The organism is Kineosporia sp. A_224 (genome assembly GCF_002198655.1).
Lineage (GTDB): Bacteria > Actinomycetota > Actinomycetes > Actinomycetales > Kineosporiaceae > R-H-3.
In genome coordinates, this window is sequence record NZ_MWLN01000032.1 from 1 (window position 1) to 16,413 (window position 16,413).

The window sequence follows — 16,413 nt, forward strand, 5'->3', positions numbered from 1 at the left end:
TCGATCTCCAACTCTCGCCCTCAGGACTCAGTAATCACTACTGCCGAGGTGTCTCACGAGAGGCTGACAGAGAGGGGGGCGTAGAACCAGCTGCCCGCGTAGTCCCGGTCGACGGTCTCCTGAGATTGTGTGCAGACCAAAAGTCCGCGCAGCTCCGCGTCGACGAAACCGATGTCACGAAGGACCCGGGCAACTCGGTCGTGGAGATCATCGACCTGCTGGAGGGCAGCAAGGTCCGCGTCGGACTCCGTCGCGATCCAGATGGCGAAGTCGTCTTCGGGGAAGGCCGACACGTACTCGGCCCGGACCACGCCCAGGTCGGTCAACCGGCGCACGATCTCGGGGCGTGCTTGCACCAGGAGGTGCCATCGGCGATCACTCACGATCTGAGTGTGGCCCGAGTGTTAGATCGGGTGGCGCGATCCTCCTTGGCTCTCAGCTTGGCTCTCAGACGGTCCAGGAAGCAGCAGAGCCCGGTTCCTCCGAGGAGGAACCGGGCTCTGACCTGTACTTCTGGTGGGCGATACAAGGATTGAACTTGTGACCTCTTCCGTGTCAATCGCTTCATGGTCACCGCGAAAAGGCCGCTGACCTGCATGAACAGTCCGTCGGCGTCCGCTGGCGTGCGGGCGATTCGAGGGCCGTTGTCACTCAGTTAGTCACTCAGTCCGCGGGATCATTGGAAGGCGAGGGCGTAACCCGCCACGATCACAGCCACCGAGGCCTCCCAGGACACGATGGCCAGCAGCCAAGAGCCCCAGCGTGAGGACGTCAAGAACAGGACGGCCGAAGGGTCTGCGTGCGCCTTCGCGAACTGGCGGCGCTCTACTTGAGCTGCCTGCGAGCGTGGGCGGTCGTCGACGTACGCGTAACCGATCCAGGCGAGGACCGCCGCCACAGCGAGCGCACCCACCATGATAAGCAGGCGGAACAGCCAATGCACATCACCATGCTAGGTACGGCGTCGCTGGGTCTGGGCAGACGTCACCCACATGGAGGACGCCAGACGATCGCCGGGCGGCTGATCTAGGTACGTCGTTTTGAGGGCATGACCTCGTAGCTGCCGGTCGTCGGGACGGCGGTGCCGGGTCAAGGGTGGAGCGTGCTCCATCGCGTAGCGACGCCGCAGGCGCCCTTGATGCGGTGCCGATGGCCTGAGAACGGTGGGCGTAGAGGGCGTGTCCGGTGGTGACCGTCGAGCTGGTCCTGGTCGCCGTCGTCGTTTTGACATTCGTCTGTCAAGTACGCGCATCGGGTCGGGGCTGCGCCGCGGGCGGCGAAGCCGCAGAGCGGCGCGGCCCGCGCCGGCGGAGCCGGCGCCTTGAACTCGTAGAGAAAGTTGTCACTAGGCCTCTCCGCGGAAGTGCCACAACTAGGATTTGCCAGGTGCCTCATCCCGACTACACCCACAGGTTCGCCGTTCTCGTCGCTTGCTCGGGTCCGGTCGAGTCTTCGCCGATTCAAGTAGGGCCCAAGGGCGCGTACGTCTCGAAGGCATCTGCGGAACTGCGCTACGCGATCGCCGACGTCAATGAGTTCGGGAAGGATTTCTACGGATTGGAGCCAGACGCTGATGACTGCTTGCGCGAGTTGACGTTGCTCCGCGAGGCAACGCGGGACGACGTGCTGGCAGCCGTGAGAGTCGCTACTGAAGCGTTGAATTCCCACTGCGATCATTCCAATGGTGGGACGTTGGACTTCTATTTCTCGGGGCACGGCTTCCCCGACGGCGACATGTGCCTCATTGATGGACCGCTTTCGCCCAATGATCTGGCCGACGCGTGGAGCTACGGTGCTGCGGAGGACCCGCGAAGGCACATTCGGCTGGCCCTGGACTCCTGCTTCGCCGGCATGACTTTGGCCCGCATGTTGCTTCATCCGGAACACTGGCGGACCTTCGTTCTTCGCGATGCTTGGGCGGCTGCGCTCCCAAGTGAAGAGGCGTTCGAGCTGCCGGCTCTAGGACATGGTGTGCTTACGCACTACATGATGAATAGGCCGCCGCTGGATGTCTTCCAGGAAGAGCTGGAGGGCGGTCGTGAGCCTACTGAGCAGAAGCTTCGCCAAGTCAAGAAGGCTATCCGGGAGACGCCTCACTTCTTGACTAGTGGCAAGCAGCACGCCCTTGACCTGATAAACGGTCACGCAATTTCGGTGATGGGCGGGCATCAAGATGCCACTTTGGAGCTCGTTGGCCGTGATTGGACGTTAGATGAGCTTGTCGCTGCGCTTGATGAGCTTCCGAAGCGTCGACAGTCAAGGATGAAGGACGCTTACGGTGGGGACGGTCAAGACATCAGTCTGCGCTAGGTCTTGAGTCCGAGTGCGCACGCATATTGATTGAGTTGTTGGGGTGTCCCGGAGTACGGTGGTGGGCTGTGAACGGATGGAAGATCCCTCCGCCCCGCCCCGAGGCGTTAAGCACTGCTCGCATCGCTGAGCTTGCGGCCGCCGTAGAGCCTCACGTGCGAAGTCAGCACGTCGTGTCTCGGGCGGTCTTACGCGGCTTTGCTGCCCCTGGCCATGGTGGCAAGGGTTGGGAACTTGTTCCGTTCGATGTTCGTCACGATCGCCACTTACGTGCGCGTGGTCTGAGGGGTTGCGGCAAGGTCGACAACTTCGTCGGTGCTGCATCCACATCTGCCGAAGCCCTTTGGAAAGCTGTAGAAGACCGCATCCCTGAAATGGTGGCCGCGGCAAGATCGGGCAGGCTGTTTGAGAGTCGCTCGAACATGAGTGCCGCCCAGTCCTGCCTGGCGCTGCACTTCGTGAGAAGCCATCGCTTCATGCAGATACACGATGAAGCTGTTACCGAGGCTGCGCGCCAAGTGCGGCGCAATACAGTGCATGAAAGACGGGAGTTGCTGGAAGCGGAATTCAGCAGGCGCTTCGGAGGCCTGTTGCCCGGCGGGGACGAGGGTCTTCGGACGGTAATGGACCCTTACATTGAGAAGTGGCTTTCCTTGGCTGATCGAGGTGTCATTGCCAGGGAAAGCCTTGAGTCGATGTTCGAGCGCATTCAAGATGCAGTGAGTCAATGGGCGATCCAGGTTTGGCATGCCGCGCCGTCTGAGGAGTTCCTGATCGGGGACGTTCCTTGTGTAACCGTTCGATATGTGGATGGCGACACTAAGGTGGTTCCGAATATTGCGCTCGGCGATGCCTCTACGCTCCTGATGCCGATCGCTCGTGACTGCGTCATTAGCGTCGCGATGGAACAGTCAGAAGATGTAATGGATCCCCAAGCGGTGCGAACCATGAACGAACTGCAACTGCTATCAGCTCGGGAGTTCGTGTATTACCGGCCCGGCTCACAGCTTGGACCGTGGCTATCGCGCACTCGTCCGAGCGCTGGGTGAGTGGCCGGCCGGCAGGGTTGTTTGCAGCACGCGCCCGTGAGACCGTAGTCCGGTGCAGGGGACTTGGGGATTGGCCGGCGCATCGCGACATACCGTCGTCGTCGCGGTTTGAGTCAGGCTGCGCTCGCTGGGCTGGTGGGTCGCTCTGAGTCTTGGCTGTCTCAGGTTGAGCGTGGCGTTCGTTCGGTAGACCGCATGTCGGTCCTCCTGGACCTTGCCCGCATCCTGCATGTCGATGTGGAGTCGTTGTCAGGTAGGCCGTGGCAGCTCGCGCCGAATGGCAACAACGTCGCGCTGGGCCTGGCCGAAGTCCGGGCCGCCCTCACCAGCTACAACGGGGCTCCTAGGGCGACCAGCCGCCGACGTGACCGACCTTGCCGGCCTTCGCGTCTCTGTGGCCGATCTACATCGGATCTACCAGGCCGCCCGATACGACGACGTGATGCGGGCACTCCCAGGCGTTCTGGCGTCAGTTGAGGGGTTTCCCGGCCGGCGTAACGGCGAGCGTCGGGAGGCACTCCTGGCTTATGTCTCTGCGTACGCCGTGGCGGCCAAGCTTGTAACGAAGCTGGGCTCGGCTGACCTCGCGATGCTGTGTGCCGACCGCGCTGCCACTGCGGCCGTAGAGGCAGACAGCGACACCGCTCGAGGTATGGCCGGCTACCAGGTCGCATGCGCCTTACTGCGTGACGACCAGGTCGAGGACGCCGAGCGGCTGGCTATCGCCTTGGCCGAGGAGCTTACGAAGCCGACGCGGTCTGATCATCCGTCGATCGTGTCCGTTGCTGGCGCGCTGTGGCTCATCGCCGCCGTCATCGCCGGCCGGCGCACTGACCGTGTCCAGGCGTGGGCGCGGTTGGACCGGGCGGAGGCCCTCGCCGGCCTGCTTGGTGAGGACGCCAACCATGCCTGGACGGCGTTCGGGCCAACTAACGTCGCCATCCACCGGGTCAGCGTGACCCGGCGGGCAAGCGCCTCGTTAAGAAGGCCAGCGGCCGGACGAAGACTGAGGCCCGGGACAAGCTCAAGGCACTGCTGCGCGACCTAGACGACGGGCTGGCGATCGGCCCGGACCGCTACACCGTCGCCGAAGCCGTGAACGATCTGCTGGATCACGGGCTGGGGAAGGCGGGGGAGCGCACTCGCACGACCTACCGGTACCTGGTGGTCGGCCACATCATCCCGATGCTCGGCTCCCGGCGGCTGCGGGACCTGTCGGCCCGGGACGTCGAGTCCTGGTTGGCCGGCCGTGCGGTCGCGCTGAGCACGAGCAGCCTGCAGAAGGCGCACTCGGTGCTCAACCGATCGGTGAAGAGGGCGATGGCACGCGACCTGGTTAAGCGGAACGTCGTCGAGCTGTGCGTCGTGCCGCAGGGCCGTCCCGGGCGCCCGTCGAAGGCGCTCACCCTCGACCAGGCCGGCGCCGTGCTCGATGCGGTGATCGGCCGGCGGTTGGAGGCGTACGTGGTGGTGTCGCTGCTCACCGGTGCGCGCACCGAGGAGCTTCGAGCTCTGACCTGGGATCACGTCGACCTTGTTGGCCAGCCCGATGCCATGCCGCCGGTGCCGCCGCACATCGCGGTGTGGCGGTCGGTCCGGGCGACGGGGGACACCAAGACCAGGCTCTCCCGCCGGTCCCTGGCGCTGCCGGCTCGCTGCGTGTCGGTCCTGACCTCGCACCGGGGGCGGCAGCAGGTCGAGCGTTCCGAGGCTGGGTCCCGCTGGATCGAGCTCGGGCTCGTGTTCACCACCCGGTACGGCACACCGCTGGACTCGGCCGATGTGAGGCGTGACTTCCGGACGGCTATCGCGGCCGTGCCGGGCATCGACGGCCAGGCCTGGACGCCGCGCGAGTTTCGGCACTCGTTCGTGTCACTGCTGTCGGACAGCGGCGTGCCGATCGAGGAGATTTCCCGGCTCGCCGGGCACAAGTCGACGCTCGTGACCGAGCTGGTCTATCGCAAGCAGCTGCGCCCCGTCGTCCAAGCCGGCGCCGTCGTCATGGATCGGCTGTTCGCGGAGCCGGCTGACGGCGGTAGTCACTCAGTTAGTCACCCGAAAGCGGTAGAGCCCGGCTCCTCCGAGGAGGTTCCGGGCTCTGACCTGGGTACTTCTGGTGGGCGATACAAGGATTGAACTTGTGACCTCTTCCGTGTCAAGGAAGCGCTCTCCCACTGAGCTAATCGCCCTCGTGCTCGCACCGGTGTGGGGACCGGAGCGTGAGAGGTGGAGACGGGATTTGAACCCGTGTACACGGCTTTGCAGGCCGTTGCCTCGCCTCTCGGCCACTCCACCGGGTGCTGCCACCGTGAGGCTGGTGGGCCTCCGAGCGGACGACGGGATTCGAACCCGCGACCCTCACCTTGGCAAGGTGATGCTCTACCAACTGAGCCACGTCCGCACGATCTCCTGGCGACTTCCGCCACCCTGAGCGCGTTCTGAACATTAGCCGACGTCTTGCAGGTGAGTCCAACTGACTTCCTTCACGCGTGGCGCGGGCGTGTCGGGCCCACCAGCGCAGCCGCACGACGCCACGTGGAACTCCGCCCCGGACGCCGGGGGAGCGGGCCGCCCGGCGGGTAGCGTTCCGGTCCGTGACCGGACGTCCCGAGGGTGCCGCGTGGTTCGCCGGCCGCCGCGCGACCGGGGTCGTCGAGGCGACGTCCGACCCGGCCCGGCTGGACGCGGGCGGCTGGTGGGCGGTCGTCGCGACGTTCGAGGAGGAGTACCGGTTCTGGCGCTTCGGCGACGTCCGTGACGCACCCCTGCCCGCGCCGTCCGGCCCCTGGCACGGGCCCGCACCCAGCGCCTGGCGCAGCGCCCTCGACCAGGACCCCTACATCGCCGGGGTACGCGAGATCCGGCACCGGGTCCTCGAGGGCGAGGTGTACCAGGTGAACCTCTGCCGGGTGCTCTCCGCACCCGTCGACCCGGACGCCGACCCGTGGGCCCTCGCGGCCGCGCTCGCCGCCGGCAACCCGGCGCCGTACGCCGGGGTCGTCGACGTCCCGGCGTTCGGCGGGCTGCCGGCGACGCGGGTCGTCAGCGCGTCCCCCGAGCTGTTCCTCGCGCGCGACGGGGACGTCGTCGCGTCGTCCCCGATCAAGGGCACCGGGCGCACCGCGGCCGACCTGCTGCCCAAGGACGAGGCCGAGAACGTCATGATCGTCGACCTCGTCCGCAACGACCTCCAGCACGTCTGCGTGCCCGGGACCGTCGAGGTGACCGCCCTGCTCGCCGTCGAGCAGCACCCGGGCCTGGTCCACCTCGTCTCCACGGTCGAGGGCCGGCTGCGGCCAGGAGCCGGCTGGGCGGACCTGTTCGCCGCGACGATGCCGCCCGGGTCGGTCTCCGGGGCACCGAAGAGCAGCGCGCTGCGCGCCATCGCCGACCTCGAGCCGGTGCCACGCGGCCCGTACTGCGGCGCCGTCGGGTTCGTCGACGCCGACCGGGGCGTGGCCCGGCTCGCGGTGGGCATCAGGTCCTTCTGGTGGGACGACGGCGAGCTCCGGTTCGGGACCGGCGCCGGGATCACCTGGGGCTCGGACCCGCAGGCCGAGTGGGCCGAGACCGAGCTCAAGGCCCGCCGGCTCGTCGGGCTGGCGAGCGGTGTAGAACCACGGGACGGGCGGGTGGCCACGGCGGCCGCCGCGGCAGGTCAGGAGGACCGATGACGACGACGGTGTGGGTCGGCGGGCACGTCGTGGCGGACGGCGGCCGGGTCGCCGCGCTCGACCACGGGGTGACCGTCGGGGACGGCGCCTTCGAGACGTGCAAGATCGTCGACGGTCAGCCGTACGCCTTGACCCGGCACCTGCGGCGCCTGCGCCGCTCGCTGGACATCCTCGCGATCACGCCGCCGGACGACGAGCAGGTCCGGGAGGCTGTCGCGCAGACCCTCGCCGCGGCGTCCGCCGCCGCCGGGGCACCGCTGCCGTTGGGCCGGCTCCGGATCACCGTCACCGCCGGCGCCGGCCCGCTCGGCTCGGAGCGCTCGGACGTGCCCCCGACCCTCGTCGTCGCGGCCGCGCCGGCCGCACCGTGGCCCGGGCACATCGAGGTCGCGTCGGTGCCGTGGACCCGGAACGAGCGGTCCGCCGTCGCGGGGGCCAAGACGACGTCGTACGCCGAGAACGTCGTCGCGCTGCGCGCCGCGAAGCAGAAGGGGGCGCACGAGGCGCTCCTGGCGAACACCGCGGGGATGCTCTGCGAGGGCACCGGGTCGAACGTCGTCGTGCTCGAGGGGGACCGGCTCGTCACCCCGCCGCTGTCGTCCGGGTGCCTCGCGGGGATCAGCCGCGAGCTGTTCCTCGAGTGGGCGCACGAGGAAGGGCTGCCCGTCGTCGAGGAGGACGTGCCGTTCGAGCGGCTCGCGTTCGTCGAGGACCTGCTGCTCACGAGCTCGACCCGTGACGTCCAGCAGGTCAACGTCGTCGACGGCCGGGTGCTTCCCGGCAGCCCGCTCGGCAAGGCGGCCGTGGACCTGTTCGCCCGCCGGGGCGCGGAGCGGCTCGACCCGTAGGCGGGCGCGCCGTCCGGCCCTGTCGTCGTCCGGGCCCGGACGATGTGCCGCAGGACGCCGCGGAGGCCGGTCCCGCGGGACCGGCCTCCGGAGTGTGCGTGCCGCGCGGGTGGGGACGCGGGCTTCAGGTCGTCGTCGTACGGTCGATCAGGAGAGCAGGCGGGTCAGCGCGGCGTCGAGGTCGAGGTAGGCGCTCTCGTCGCCGTCCGGGACGACGGCGGCGGTGCGGTCGAGGAACGACCGCACGTCATCGGCCGTTGCCTCGAGGACGGCCTGGCCGTCAGGAGACGTAAGGGAGATCATGAGCAGCTCGCGACCGGTGCCCCAGGACGGCCAGACGTGGACGTCCCCGTCACCGACGGGCGAGGCGAGCCCGGTGCGCAGCAGTTCGCGGGCGAACACCCACTCGACCTCCATGCCGTCGCCGGAGAACACGGCGCGGACGGCGTACGGGTCCGAGGCCGAGTACCTCAGGCTCACGGGGAGCGGAACGGCGTCCGCGTCGGCCACGACCAGCCGTAGCTGGACCGACGACTCGACGTCTACGTGCGGCTGCATGATGCTCCCTCAATCAGTGGACCCCCACCCGGATGGTCCGTGCCCGCATCATTCCCCGCGAGCGTCGAAGCGAAACACTGCGCAGCGATCTGCCTACAGTGGTGCCGTGGGAGACCCCGCGAACACGCACAGTAGCGAATCCACTGCCATTCGGCGAGAGTCACATCCGATCCTGCGACGGGCACTCGCCTGGCGTGAGCGTATCCGCAGTAACCCTGCGACACGCCTCGCCTGGAAGGTCGTCACCGGTTTGGTCGGCACGACAGTTCTCGTTGCCGGTCTGTTCATGGTGCCTTTCCCCGGTCCGGGGTGGTTGGTCGTCATCCTGGGGCTTGCGATCCTCTCGACCGAGTTCGAGTGGGCGCAGCGGCTCCTGCACGTCGTCCGGGCGAAGGTCCGCGCGTGGACGCACTGGGTCGGCCAACGGTCGATCCCGGTCCGGATCCTCATCGGCCTCGCGACGGCGGCGTTCGTCGCGGCCGTCCTGTGGGGCGTCTTCGTCGTCCTCGGCGTGCCCGAGTGGGTGCCCGATCAGGTGATCCCGCCGCTGCCCGGGTTGTAGGCCGACGGCGTCCGGATCGCGCCGGGCGGCGCGGCGTGAACGGATTGGTCGAGACCGTGCCTCGTTCGCTACGATCGTGCGGTCCCGAGCAGTACGGCGGGGCCGTCCCGGGCGATTAGCTCAGCGGGAGAGCACCTCGTTCACACCGAGGGGGTCACTGGTTCGATCCCAGTATCGCCCACCGTCGAGAAGGACCGATCCGTTCAGGATCGGTCCTTCTTCGTTGTCCTGAGCTGTGCGGCCCGGTGCCCGTGGTCGGTTCTAGCATCGGCGGCGTGATCGATCCGGAGGGTTCGCGGCTGCCCGCGTGCAGGCGCTGCGCCCGACCGGTCGTGGCCGGCGCCGCGGACTACGACCTGTTCGAGCAGATGCACTACATGTGCTTCCACTACGAGTTCGAGCATCGAGGTGACCCCGACGTCGAGTGCGACGCCGGCGGCTGCCCGGCCGCCGGCCTGGGATTGGCCCCGCTCCGGGTCCGGACCGAAGGTGTCGACGTCGCCCAGGCGGGGAACACCGTGGTCCCCGCCATCCTGGCGCTGGAGCAGATCGGCCTCACCGTGACGCGGAGCGGTGACGACCTCGTCGCGGTGCTGGGCAACGCGCGGTTCGTCGCCGAAGACCCCGTAGCCCTGCTCGGCCTCGTGAAGCTGGTCGAGCTCCGGCGTCCATGGGCGGCGAGCGACGCCGAGATCGATGAGGTCCTGGCTCGGTTCTCTCCGTAGCGTTCGTCCGGCTGCAGAGCCCCGACACCTGCCGATGGCGTTCGAACATCGCAGGCTGCGCGGGTGGGGAAGCGATGGTTCCGGCGGCAGTGGAACACATCGCGCGAGGATCGGTCGGCGTGGGCCGGTTCGCGCGAAGCGTTGGACCGGCTCTGGGCGTTCGACGGGCAGGCGGGGCCGGGCAGGGGCCGTGGAGGGAACGCCGAATGATCCGCCACGAGGTCGTCGACCTCCTCGAGGGGGCGAAGAGCGGCGATCCGGCGCTGCGCGCCTCGGCTGTCACCGGTCTGCGGCGGCTGGCCCGCCGGCAGCTGGAGCCGCTCACCCGCGAGGCGGTGCAACGAGCACTGCTCGCTGCCCTCGCGGACGACGACCCCCGGGTCCGGATGGGTGCGGTCGCCGCCCTGGCATGCCTGCCGGTGCCCGACGCGTTGCCGGGTGCGTTGGCTGCTCTCGGCGATGAGCACGCCATCGCCGAGGCCGCCGGCCGGGCTGTCGTGGCCCTTGACCCGTACGGCGCGTGCGACGCCCTCTGCGCCCGGGCGCGGGAGGGCCCCGAGTCGGTGCGGGCGGCGGCGCTGACCGCCCTTCGGCACGCCCCGGTGATCACGGCGACCGGCTGGGCGACGTTCGAGGACTGCCTGGCTGACTCGAGCACCGTCGTGCGCAGTGCAGCCCTGGGCAGTGCTCGCGAACTCGGACGGCGGGGCAGCCCGACGCGCGACGACGTCGTGAGGATCGCTCAGGACGGGCTTCGCAGCGCGAGTCCGTACCGCCGCGAGATCTCCCTCGCCCTCGTGCGACTGATCGATGTCCCCGGCTGGGCAGAACGCTGCAGGGAGGCCGCGAAGGACCGTGACCCGATGGTCCGGGCGCGGGCCGCACGGGAACAGCAGTACGTGCGCCGGCGGATCCCGCAATGAGTGGCCAGGATTCGGCGACGGACTCGCTCGATCGGAGCCCGGGCAGGTTGACACAGGATCTCAGGTGCACCGCAGGGTCGTGTCTGCCTTACTCGACAGGTCAAGGAACAGCTCCAGGAGCTCCTGCGTCGCGCGGATGAACCGTGCTGGGAGATCCGTGCTGTCGCTGCGGAGCAACTATGTGCCCACGTCGGCGCCGCCGACGCGGACGCCGCCCTACGCCGACTGCTGCTTGACGCCGAGGACACCACTGTCACGGTGGCCGCGGCGGACGCGCTTCTCGCCGCGAAGGACGCTTCGGCCTTTCGTCACATCCTCTGGGCGGTCGGCACGGTGACGGTCCCCGACCATCAGGATCCGGCGGACGACCTCCTCAGCGCGTACCACGACTGGGTGTTCCAGCGTGCGGTCGCGGCCCAGGTCGCCGAGCGCGCCTTCGCCATGGCGCTCGATGCGGCGGCGGACGACGATGACCCGGCAGTGGTGCAGGGCGTCCGAGCCCTTCGCGAGGCACACTCACCGATGTGAATGTCAGCCGCCGAGGTCACCGCCTGCGTTGGACGCTCGGCGCCGTGGGTGCGCTGCTGGTTCTTGTCGGCGGGGTGGTGGGCCTCGAGGGCGCTCAGGGATTTCGGCATGGCGGCTTGTCGGGAACTCCGGACCTCTTGCATGCCTGTGGCCGCGAGTACGTAGGGCCGGGGGACAGGTACTCACGAGTGCAGGTTGAGGCGACTGGTGCGCGAGTCGTGGACAGAGCGCCGGTGCGCTTCGGGCACCGAGGGATCTGGGGTGTCCTCGTCAACCACTCGGCGGCTGCCGGCTGCGGGACGGGCGTGTGGCTCCGCACGGGGACGGAGACCTTCCGTGCATACGCGCTGAGCGGTGGGCCGTAGCGTCATTCGGCCGGTGTCCGCCCGTCGGGAATCAGTGCGGCGCTCGTGCGATGCGCCGGGCTCGTGCAACGGGTGCAACCGGTGCAGCGGGTCCGGGCGCGGGCCGCCCCGGGACGGCGCTGGCCCAGCGACAGCACGTGGCCGTCGGGCTCCCCTTCAGCCAGGCCCACGTGCCATGATCCCCGCGTGTTCGCGTGGCGCCGGCAGCAACGGGACGTCGAGCCCGCGCCGGCTGCAGCGCTCCCGCGACCCGCTCTTCCAGCCCTCCCCTCCGATGACGAGCTGCCGGTGCTATGGGCCGAGGCGGCGGCGGGCTCGCCCGACGCGATGCTCCGGCTCGCGGCGGCGTCCGTGGCGGACGACGACGAGCACGGAGCGAGTGCGCTCGTGCTTCGGGCGTGCGCCAGCGCGCACTGGTCGGCGTCGGTCCTGGACCAGGGCGTGGCTCTGCTCGCGCGAGCCGGCTGGTGGCGCGCCGTCGTGGACGTGGCCGGTGACCGGTGGGACCGGGCCGAGCACGGGCCGCACGCGGGAACGGGCCTGATGGCGGCGCTTCTGCAGCTGCGGGAGATCGACCGTGCCGAGCAGGTCCTCCACGAGCTCGCGATGCTCGCCGCCTCGGACCTCGAGCTCGGCGCCGCGTGGCAGTCGGAGCTGCGGCGCCAGGAGTTCGAGCTGGACGGGCTGCGGGTCACCAGGGACGTAGCGCTGTCGTTCACGGTCAAGCTCGACCGCTTCGTCGACAGCGTCCTGCCCACGCCGCTGTGGCGGCCGCAGCATCTGGAACTGCCGCTGGCCGACGGGCCGCGGATCGGCGTCGTGCCCTGGGCCTTCGAGGAGGACCGCCCCGAGAACCGGGACATCGCGCGCGGCCTCGCGCTCTGGGTGTCGGCGAACCTGCGCGTCGGGACCGACGCCGACGCGACGTGCCATGTCCTGAGCAACCTGCGCGGGCCGGTGGCCGACCTGCACGTGCGGCACACCCACGACCTCATGCTCGACCTCACGGGTCTCGCCGGGCAGCCGGCGTTCCTCGTCGGCGGCGCAGTCCTGGGGCGAGGCAGCTCGCTGACGCTGGACGTCGACGTCTGGCGTCCGGAGGGGAGGCACGTCCGGTTCCAGCAGCACCTCGGGGACCGCCCCGGCGCGGGCTTCGCCGCGGTGCTCCGCCGGTTGGCCTCGGTCTGCGGCGCCGATCCTCGTCCGGACGCCCCGCCGCCGTCGTCGGCGCGCGTCGTCGCACGACTCGTGCCGGCGTACAGCGATGCCCTGCCTGTGGTCCTTGCCGGCATCGGAAGCCTGCGGCCCGAGCTCGTCGACCGGCGCCGGGACCGCCTGGACCGGATGCTCGACCTCGTCGGGGACTTCCCGGACGAGCCCGAGCCTCGGATGCTCCTCCTCGGCCTCCTGCAACGGATGGAGGCCGCCGGCTCCCCGATCCCGCGGGAGTACCTCCTCCGGGTCGCCGCTCTTCCCGCGTTGCCCTACCGCGTCCCGCTCCTCGAACAGCTCGTCCGGCCGCAGGAGGATCAGTAGCGTCCGGGTCAGCGTCCCGACCTCCGCCGTCCACGTCGACGCAGCCACCGCGCCTTTCACGCTCCTGGTTCGAGGACCTGCCCGCTCGTCAGACGGCCGTTCTGCGACAGCTCACAGCCGGCCGGCGAACCCGAGAAGCTGAGCGACCGCATCGTCGTCCAGACCGATCCGGTGGTCGGCGTGGACGACCAGGTGCGCGATCGGGCAGTTGTCGCGCAGGATCTCGGCCTCGCTGTGCGCCTCGTCGTCGATCCAGGCGAAAGGTCGGTCCGCGGCGAAGTCGCAGGCCGCGGCTCCCTTGTACTGGTCGAAGTCGAGCACCGGCCAGGCGGCGCCGACGCCCAGGCACGGGGCCAGGAACTGCGGGGCGTCCTCGCCCCAGGCCGTGGCCCAGACCATCTCGAAGCGGCCGGCGAGTCGGTGGAGCCGGCCCGCGGTGCCGACCGGCACCAGCAGCGGGACGCCGGTGGCGCCCGCCAGTCGGATGCGCTCGACCTCGACGACCGGGTCCCAGAGCGCCAGGACTCCGTCGACATCGAGGAACAGCAGGGGACGTCCGCTCATGCGTCCCACTGTGCCCCGTAACGAGCGTGCCCATGATCGCCGCGGCGTCTAGGCTCGGCCTCATGCCTGGCCCGCAGCCGGACGTCGACACCCCGGGAGACCTCGTCACCGCGTCGGAGCGGCAGTCCGACCTGCGCCGGGACGTCGTGCCGCTGCTCTCCGCGGTCATCGTCGTCGCCCTGGTCGTCGGGCTCTTCGCGTGGCGGTCGGCGTCTCAGGCCCGCGACGACGCCGTCCTGCTCCGTGCGCGCGGCGGGGTGGTCTCGGACGTTGCCGGGCGCTTCGACGCCTACGAGCGATCGGTGGCGCTGTTCCTGCTCAGCGGGCGGCCGGAGGTCGATCCGGGGGCGGTCCCCGCAGGGCCGCTGGCGACGCAGGTGAGCGACGTGGCCCGGATGGTCGACGGCGACGAGGCCGCCCTCGAGCGGGGCGGGGCCGGCGGCTCCTACCGCGGCGCCGACCTCTCGGCCGGGTTCTCGGGCTGGTCCACCGAGGCCGGGCGGGCCGCGGCGCGGGTGCGGGCGGGGGAGACGCTCACGGCCGAGGAGGCCCGGCTGCCCGGCACCGACCCGCTCCTGGGCGTCGACACGGCGCTGGGCTCGTTCGAGGACCGGTACGAGCGCGCCGCGCGCGGGCGTGACGACGCCGCGACATCCGCGGTCCGGGTCCTGGCAGCGATGTTCGTCGTCGTCGCGGCGGCCGGGCTGCACCTCGTGGTCCTCGCCGTGCGCCGCGGTCGCCGCACCCCCTGACCGGACGCCGTTCGAGCGACCCCGCACAGGGCCGGACGGGTGCACGGGGCGGCCCCGCTACGCCGTCGGGGTGCGATCCGGTCACCGAGAGACGACCCGTCACCCCTGCGGAGCAGTGCGGAGGCGACCCGTGCGGTCGTCGCGGTGCCTCTGCGGGGCCGAACACCATGGAGGCCAAGCGTCGCGGGTCTTCCGCGCCGCTCCCAGGGAAGGGACCGATCGCGTGCAGAGCACAGGTCGAGGTTGGCTGCGGTCGCTGGCCGTCGGTGTGGTTGCCGTCGGGCTCGCGACGCAGGGTGCCGGAGTCGCGCAGGCCCGGCCGTCGGAGCCGGCAGGTCCGGCCGCTGCGCCGGGCGCGCCCGGGGGTGGCGCCGTTGTCGTCCGCGGCCTGCCCGGGCACCACGCCGCCGTCCGCGCGGACGTCGTGCGGCTCGGCGGTCACGTCACCCGTGACCTCCCCATCGTCGACGGCGTCGCCGCGACCGTGTCGGCCGCGGCAGCGGCCGCGCTCGCGGCCGACCCGGACGTCGTGTCCGTGACCGAGGACGTGTCCGGTCACGTCATGGCCTACAACGGCGACCTCGGCTACGACCCGACGGCCGACACCGGGTCGATCCTCGACGTCGCGACGATCATCGGTGCGACCAAGGCGTACCAGGCCGGGTGGACCGGCAAGGGCATCGACGTCGCGCTCATCGACACCGGCGTCGCGCCGGTCAAGGGCCTCACGTCGGGCAACGTCGTCAACGGCCCCGACCTGTCGTTCGACAGCCAGCACGCCGACGTCCGCTACAAGGACGCCTACGGGCACGGCACCCACATGGCGAGCATCATCGCCGGCCGCGACCAGGTGGAGAGCCCGGCCGACTACGCCAAGCCCGACCGGTTCCACGGGATCGCGCCCGACGCGCGGATCATCAGCCTCAAGGTCGGCGCGAGCGACGGCGCCGCCGACGTCTCGCAGGTCATCGCGGCGATCGACTGGGTCACCCAGCACGCCCACGACCCGGGCATGAACATCCGCGTCCTCAACCTCAGCTACGGCACGGACGGCAAGCAGGACTCCCACCTCGACCCGCTCGCCTACGCCGCGGAAGCCGCGTGGCGCAAGGGGATCGTCGTCGTCGTGGCCGGCGGCAACGACGGCACGGCGGACGTCGACCTGGCGAACCCGGCGCTCGACGGCAACCTTCTCGCCGTCGGCGCGAGCGACCCGATGGGCACCCTCGCGCTGAGCGACGACACGGTCCCCGCGTTCGCGAACCGCGGCACGAGCAAGCGGCACGTCGACATGGTCGCCCCGGGCGTCCACATCCTCGGCCTGCGGGTCCCGAACGGCGCCGTCGACCAGGCCTACCCGTCGGCCCGCGTCGGCACCCGGTTCTTCCGCGGCAGCGGCACCTCGCAGTCGACCGCCGTCGTCTCCGGCGCGGCCGCACTGCTCCTGCAGCGCTACCCGGGTCTGTCGCCGCAGCAGGTCAAGATGATCCTCGGCTACTCCGCCCAGTTCATGGCGAAGGGGACGACGACCAACGCCGGTGCGGGCATCGTCAACGTGAGCGCCGCGATGTCGGCGGCCGGCAACAGCTTCATCCGCACGCTCATGTCGACGACGACGGCGACCTTCGGCACCGGGCTCGGGTCGCTCGAGCTCGCCCGCGGCTCCTCGCACGTCGGGCTGGACGGCGTCGCACTGTCCGGTGAGCGCGACATCTTCGGTGCACCGTTCGTCCCGCTCGTCTGGGCGCCGAAGACGCTCCTGGGGACGGCCTGGACCGCGGACGGCTCGTGGAACGGCAACGCCTGGACCGGGGCGGGCTTCGACGCCGCCGGCGACTGGTCGGGCCGCAGTTGGGTCGCGGCGTCCTGGACCGGCACGGCGTGGTCCGGCCGCTCCTGGGTCGGCCGCTCCTGGGTGAACAACAGCTGGGACGGCCGCAGCTGGGTGGCCGACTCCTGGCAGGGCCGCTCCTGGGTCGACGCCGGCTGGTCCAGCGCTACCTGGAGCTGACCCTCCAG

18 protein-coding genes and 4 tRNA genes are annotated in these 16,413 nt (G+C 70.1%); 15 read left to right on the forward strand and 7 right to left on the reverse strand.

Features of this window, described 5'->3' with window-relative positions; all coding sequences use genetic code 11:
• Positions 1–53: 53 nt before the first annotated feature.
• A complete protein-coding gene (locus tag EDJALFJO_RS01295; protein ID WP_143448218.1) occupies positions 54–383 on the reverse strand; it encodes a hypothetical protein in 330 nt (109 codons plus the stop codon).
• A 293-nt stretch (positions 384–676) separates the two neighbouring features.
• Positions 677–943 carry a hypothetical protein gene (locus EDJALFJO_RS01300; protein WP_088281430.1) on the reverse strand — a complete coding sequence of 89 codons (267 nt, stop codon included), beginning with the start codon at positions 941–943 and terminating at the stop codon, positions 677–679.
• A 443-nt stretch (positions 944–1,386) separates the two neighbouring features.
• Between EDJALFJO_RS01300 and EDJALFJO_RS01305 the strand changes: the two genes are divergently transcribed.
• The 5 genes from EDJALFJO_RS01305 (at position 1,387) to EDJALFJO_RS01325 (ending at position 5,495) form a co-directional block, all read left to right on the forward strand.
• Positions 1,387–2,310 carry a caspase family protein gene (locus EDJALFJO_RS01305; RefSeq protein ID WP_088281432.1) on the forward strand — a complete coding sequence of 308 codons (924 nt, stop codon included), beginning with the start codon at positions 1,387–1,389 and terminating at the stop codon, positions 2,308–2,310.
• Between the two features lie 155 nt (positions 2,311–2,465).
• Positions 2,466–3,359 carry a DUF4238 domain-containing protein gene (locus EDJALFJO_RS01310; RefSeq protein WP_233149615.1) on the forward strand — a complete coding sequence of 298 codons (894 nt, stop codon included), beginning with the start codon at positions 2,466–2,468 and terminating at the stop codon, positions 3,357–3,359.
• 63 nt (positions 3,360–3,422) lie between these two features.
• Complete coding sequence (locus EDJALFJO_RS36220; RefSeq protein WP_088281436.1) at positions 3,423–3,836, forward strand: helix-turn-helix domain-containing protein; 414 nt, start codon at positions 3,423–3,425, stop codon at positions 3,834–3,836.
• Positions 3,724–4,407: a hypothetical protein gene (locus EDJALFJO_RS01320; RefSeq protein ID WP_143448220.1), complete on the forward strand. Its 684-nt coding sequence runs from the start codon at positions 3,724–3,726 to the stop codon at positions 4,405–4,407. Before EDJALFJO_RS36220 ends, EDJALFJO_RS01320 begins: the two co-directional genes overlap by 113 nt.
• Positions 4,408–4,454: 47 nt before the next feature.
• A complete protein-coding gene (locus tag EDJALFJO_RS01325; protein WP_198949898.1) occupies positions 4,455–5,495 on the forward strand; it encodes a site-specific integrase in 1,041 nt (346 codons plus the stop codon).
• Here EDJALFJO_RS01325 and EDJALFJO_RS01330 read toward each other — a convergent pair.
• The 3 genes from EDJALFJO_RS01330 to EDJALFJO_RS01340 all read right to left on the reverse strand — a co-directional run bounded on the left by EDJALFJO_RS01330 (position 5,474) and on the right by EDJALFJO_RS01340 (position 5,760).
• Positions 5,474–5,548: transfer RNA gene (locus EDJALFJO_RS01330), tRNA-Val, on the reverse strand. The two genes, EDJALFJO_RS01325 and EDJALFJO_RS01330, sit on opposite strands and share 22 nt — an antisense overlap.
• Positions 5,549–5,583: 35 nt before the next feature.
• A tRNA-Cys gene (locus EDJALFJO_RS01335) sits at positions 5,584–5,654 on the reverse strand.
• A 33-nt stretch (positions 5,655–5,687) separates the two neighbouring features.
• Positions 5,688–5,760, reverse strand: a tRNA-Gly gene (locus EDJALFJO_RS01340).
• 193 nt (positions 5,761–5,953) lie between these two features.
• On the opposite strand from EDJALFJO_RS01340, the gene EDJALFJO_RS01345 reads away from it, so the two are divergent.
• On the forward strand, positions 5,954–7,033 hold the full coding sequence (locus EDJALFJO_RS01345; RefSeq protein WP_088281442.1) for a chorismate-binding protein: 1,080 nt from the start codon (positions 5,954–5,956) through the stop codon (positions 7,031–7,033).
• Complete coding sequence (locus tag EDJALFJO_RS01350; RefSeq protein ID WP_088281444.1) at positions 7,030–7,881, forward strand: aminotransferase class IV; 852 nt, start codon at positions 7,030–7,032, stop codon at positions 7,879–7,881. Before EDJALFJO_RS01345 ends, EDJALFJO_RS01350 begins: the two co-directional genes overlap by 4 nt.
• Before the next feature lie 147 nt (positions 7,882–8,028).
• Here EDJALFJO_RS01350 and EDJALFJO_RS01355 read toward each other — a convergent pair whose 3' ends face one another.
• The gene (locus tag EDJALFJO_RS01355) at positions 8,029–8,439 is read right to left on the reverse strand and encodes an SsgA family sporulation/cell division regulator (RefSeq protein WP_088281446.1); all 411 of its coding nucleotides are present in this window, start codon (positions 8,437–8,439) and stop codon (positions 8,029–8,031) included.
• Between the two features lies 1 nt (position 8,440).
• Between EDJALFJO_RS01355 and EDJALFJO_RS01360 the strand changes: the two genes are divergently transcribed.
• The 6 genes from EDJALFJO_RS01360 to EDJALFJO_RS01385 all read left to right on the forward strand — a co-directional run bounded on the left by EDJALFJO_RS01360 (position 8,441) and on the right by EDJALFJO_RS01385 (position 13,078).
• The gene (locus tag EDJALFJO_RS01360) at positions 8,441–9,001 is read left to right on the forward strand and encodes a TIGR02611 family protein (RefSeq protein WP_088281507.1); all 561 of its coding nucleotides are present in this window, start codon (positions 8,441–8,443) and stop codon (positions 8,999–9,001) included.
• 109 nt (positions 9,002–9,110) lie between these two features.
• A tRNA-Val gene (locus tag EDJALFJO_RS01365) sits at positions 9,111–9,182 on the forward strand.
• 94 nt (positions 9,183–9,276) lie between these two features.
• Positions 9,277–9,726 (forward strand): hypothetical protein, encoded by a 450-nt coding sequence (locus EDJALFJO_RS34780; protein ID WP_198949900.1) that lies wholly within the window; start codon positions 9,277–9,279, stop codon positions 9,724–9,726.
• 119 nt (positions 9,727–9,845) lie between these two features.
• On the forward strand, positions 9,846–10,649 hold the full coding sequence (locus EDJALFJO_RS01375; RefSeq protein ID WP_158220252.1) for a HEAT repeat domain-containing protein: 804 nt from the start codon (positions 9,846–9,848) through the stop codon (positions 10,647–10,649).
• Between the two features lie 258 nt (positions 10,650–10,907).
• Positions 10,908–11,177, forward strand: coding sequence for a hypothetical protein (locus EDJALFJO_RS01380; RefSeq protein WP_088281449.1), 270 nt, complete (start codon positions 10,908–10,910; stop codon positions 11,175–11,177).
• Between the two features lie 653 nt (positions 11,178–11,830).
• On the forward strand, positions 11,831–13,078 hold the full coding sequence (locus EDJALFJO_RS01385; RefSeq protein ID WP_088281451.1) for a hypothetical protein: 1,248 nt from the start codon (positions 11,831–11,833) through the stop codon (positions 13,076–13,078).
• 111 nt (positions 13,079–13,189) lie between these two features.
• Here EDJALFJO_RS01385 and EDJALFJO_RS01390 read toward each other — a convergent pair whose 3' ends face one another.
• Entirely contained in the window at positions 13,190–13,642 is a 453-nt protein-coding gene (locus tag EDJALFJO_RS01390) for a hypothetical protein (RefSeq protein ID WP_088281453.1), read from the reverse strand.
• A gap of 62 nt (positions 13,643–13,704) precedes the next feature.
• On the opposite strand from EDJALFJO_RS01390, the gene EDJALFJO_RS01395 reads away from it, so the two are divergent.
• Both EDJALFJO_RS01395 and EDJALFJO_RS01400 read left to right on the forward strand, forming a co-directional pair.
• The gene (locus tag EDJALFJO_RS01395) at positions 13,705–14,394 is read left to right on the forward strand and encodes a hypothetical protein (protein ID WP_143448222.1); all 690 of its coding nucleotides are present in this window, start codon (positions 13,705–13,707) and stop codon (positions 14,392–14,394) included.
• A gap of 223 nt (positions 14,395–14,617) precedes the next feature.
• The gene (locus tag EDJALFJO_RS01400) at positions 14,618–16,405 is read left to right on the forward strand and encodes a S8 family serine peptidase (RefSeq protein ID WP_088281457.1); all 1,788 of its coding nucleotides are present in this window, start codon (positions 14,618–14,620) and stop codon (positions 16,403–16,405) included.
• Positions 16,406–16,413 lie beyond the last annotated feature (8 nt).

What these genes read in the sequence shown, in the direction of transcription:
- EDJALFJO_RS01360 (WP_088281507.1), top strand. Translation starts at nt 8,441, where the DNA reads ATGCTCCCTCAATCAGTGGACCCCCACCCGGATGGTCCGTGCCCGCAT.
- EDJALFJO_RS01355 (WP_088281446.1), bottom strand. Translation starts at nt 8,439, where the DNA reads ATGCAGCCGCACGTAGACGTCGAGTCGTCGGTCCAGCTACGGCTGGTC.
- EDJALFJO_RS01390 (WP_088281453.1), bottom strand. Translation starts at nt 13,642, where the DNA reads ATGAGCGGACGTCCCCTGCTGTTCCTCGATGTCGACGGAGTCCTGGCG.
- EDJALFJO_RS01350 (WP_088281444.1), top strand. Translation starts at nt 7,030, where the DNA reads ATGACGACGACGGTGTGGGTCGGCGGGCACGTCGTGGCGGACGGCGGC.
- EDJALFJO_RS01395 (WP_143448222.1), top strand. Translation starts at nt 13,705, where the DNA reads ATGCCTGGCCCGCAGCCGGACGTCGACACCCCGGGAGACCTCGTCACC.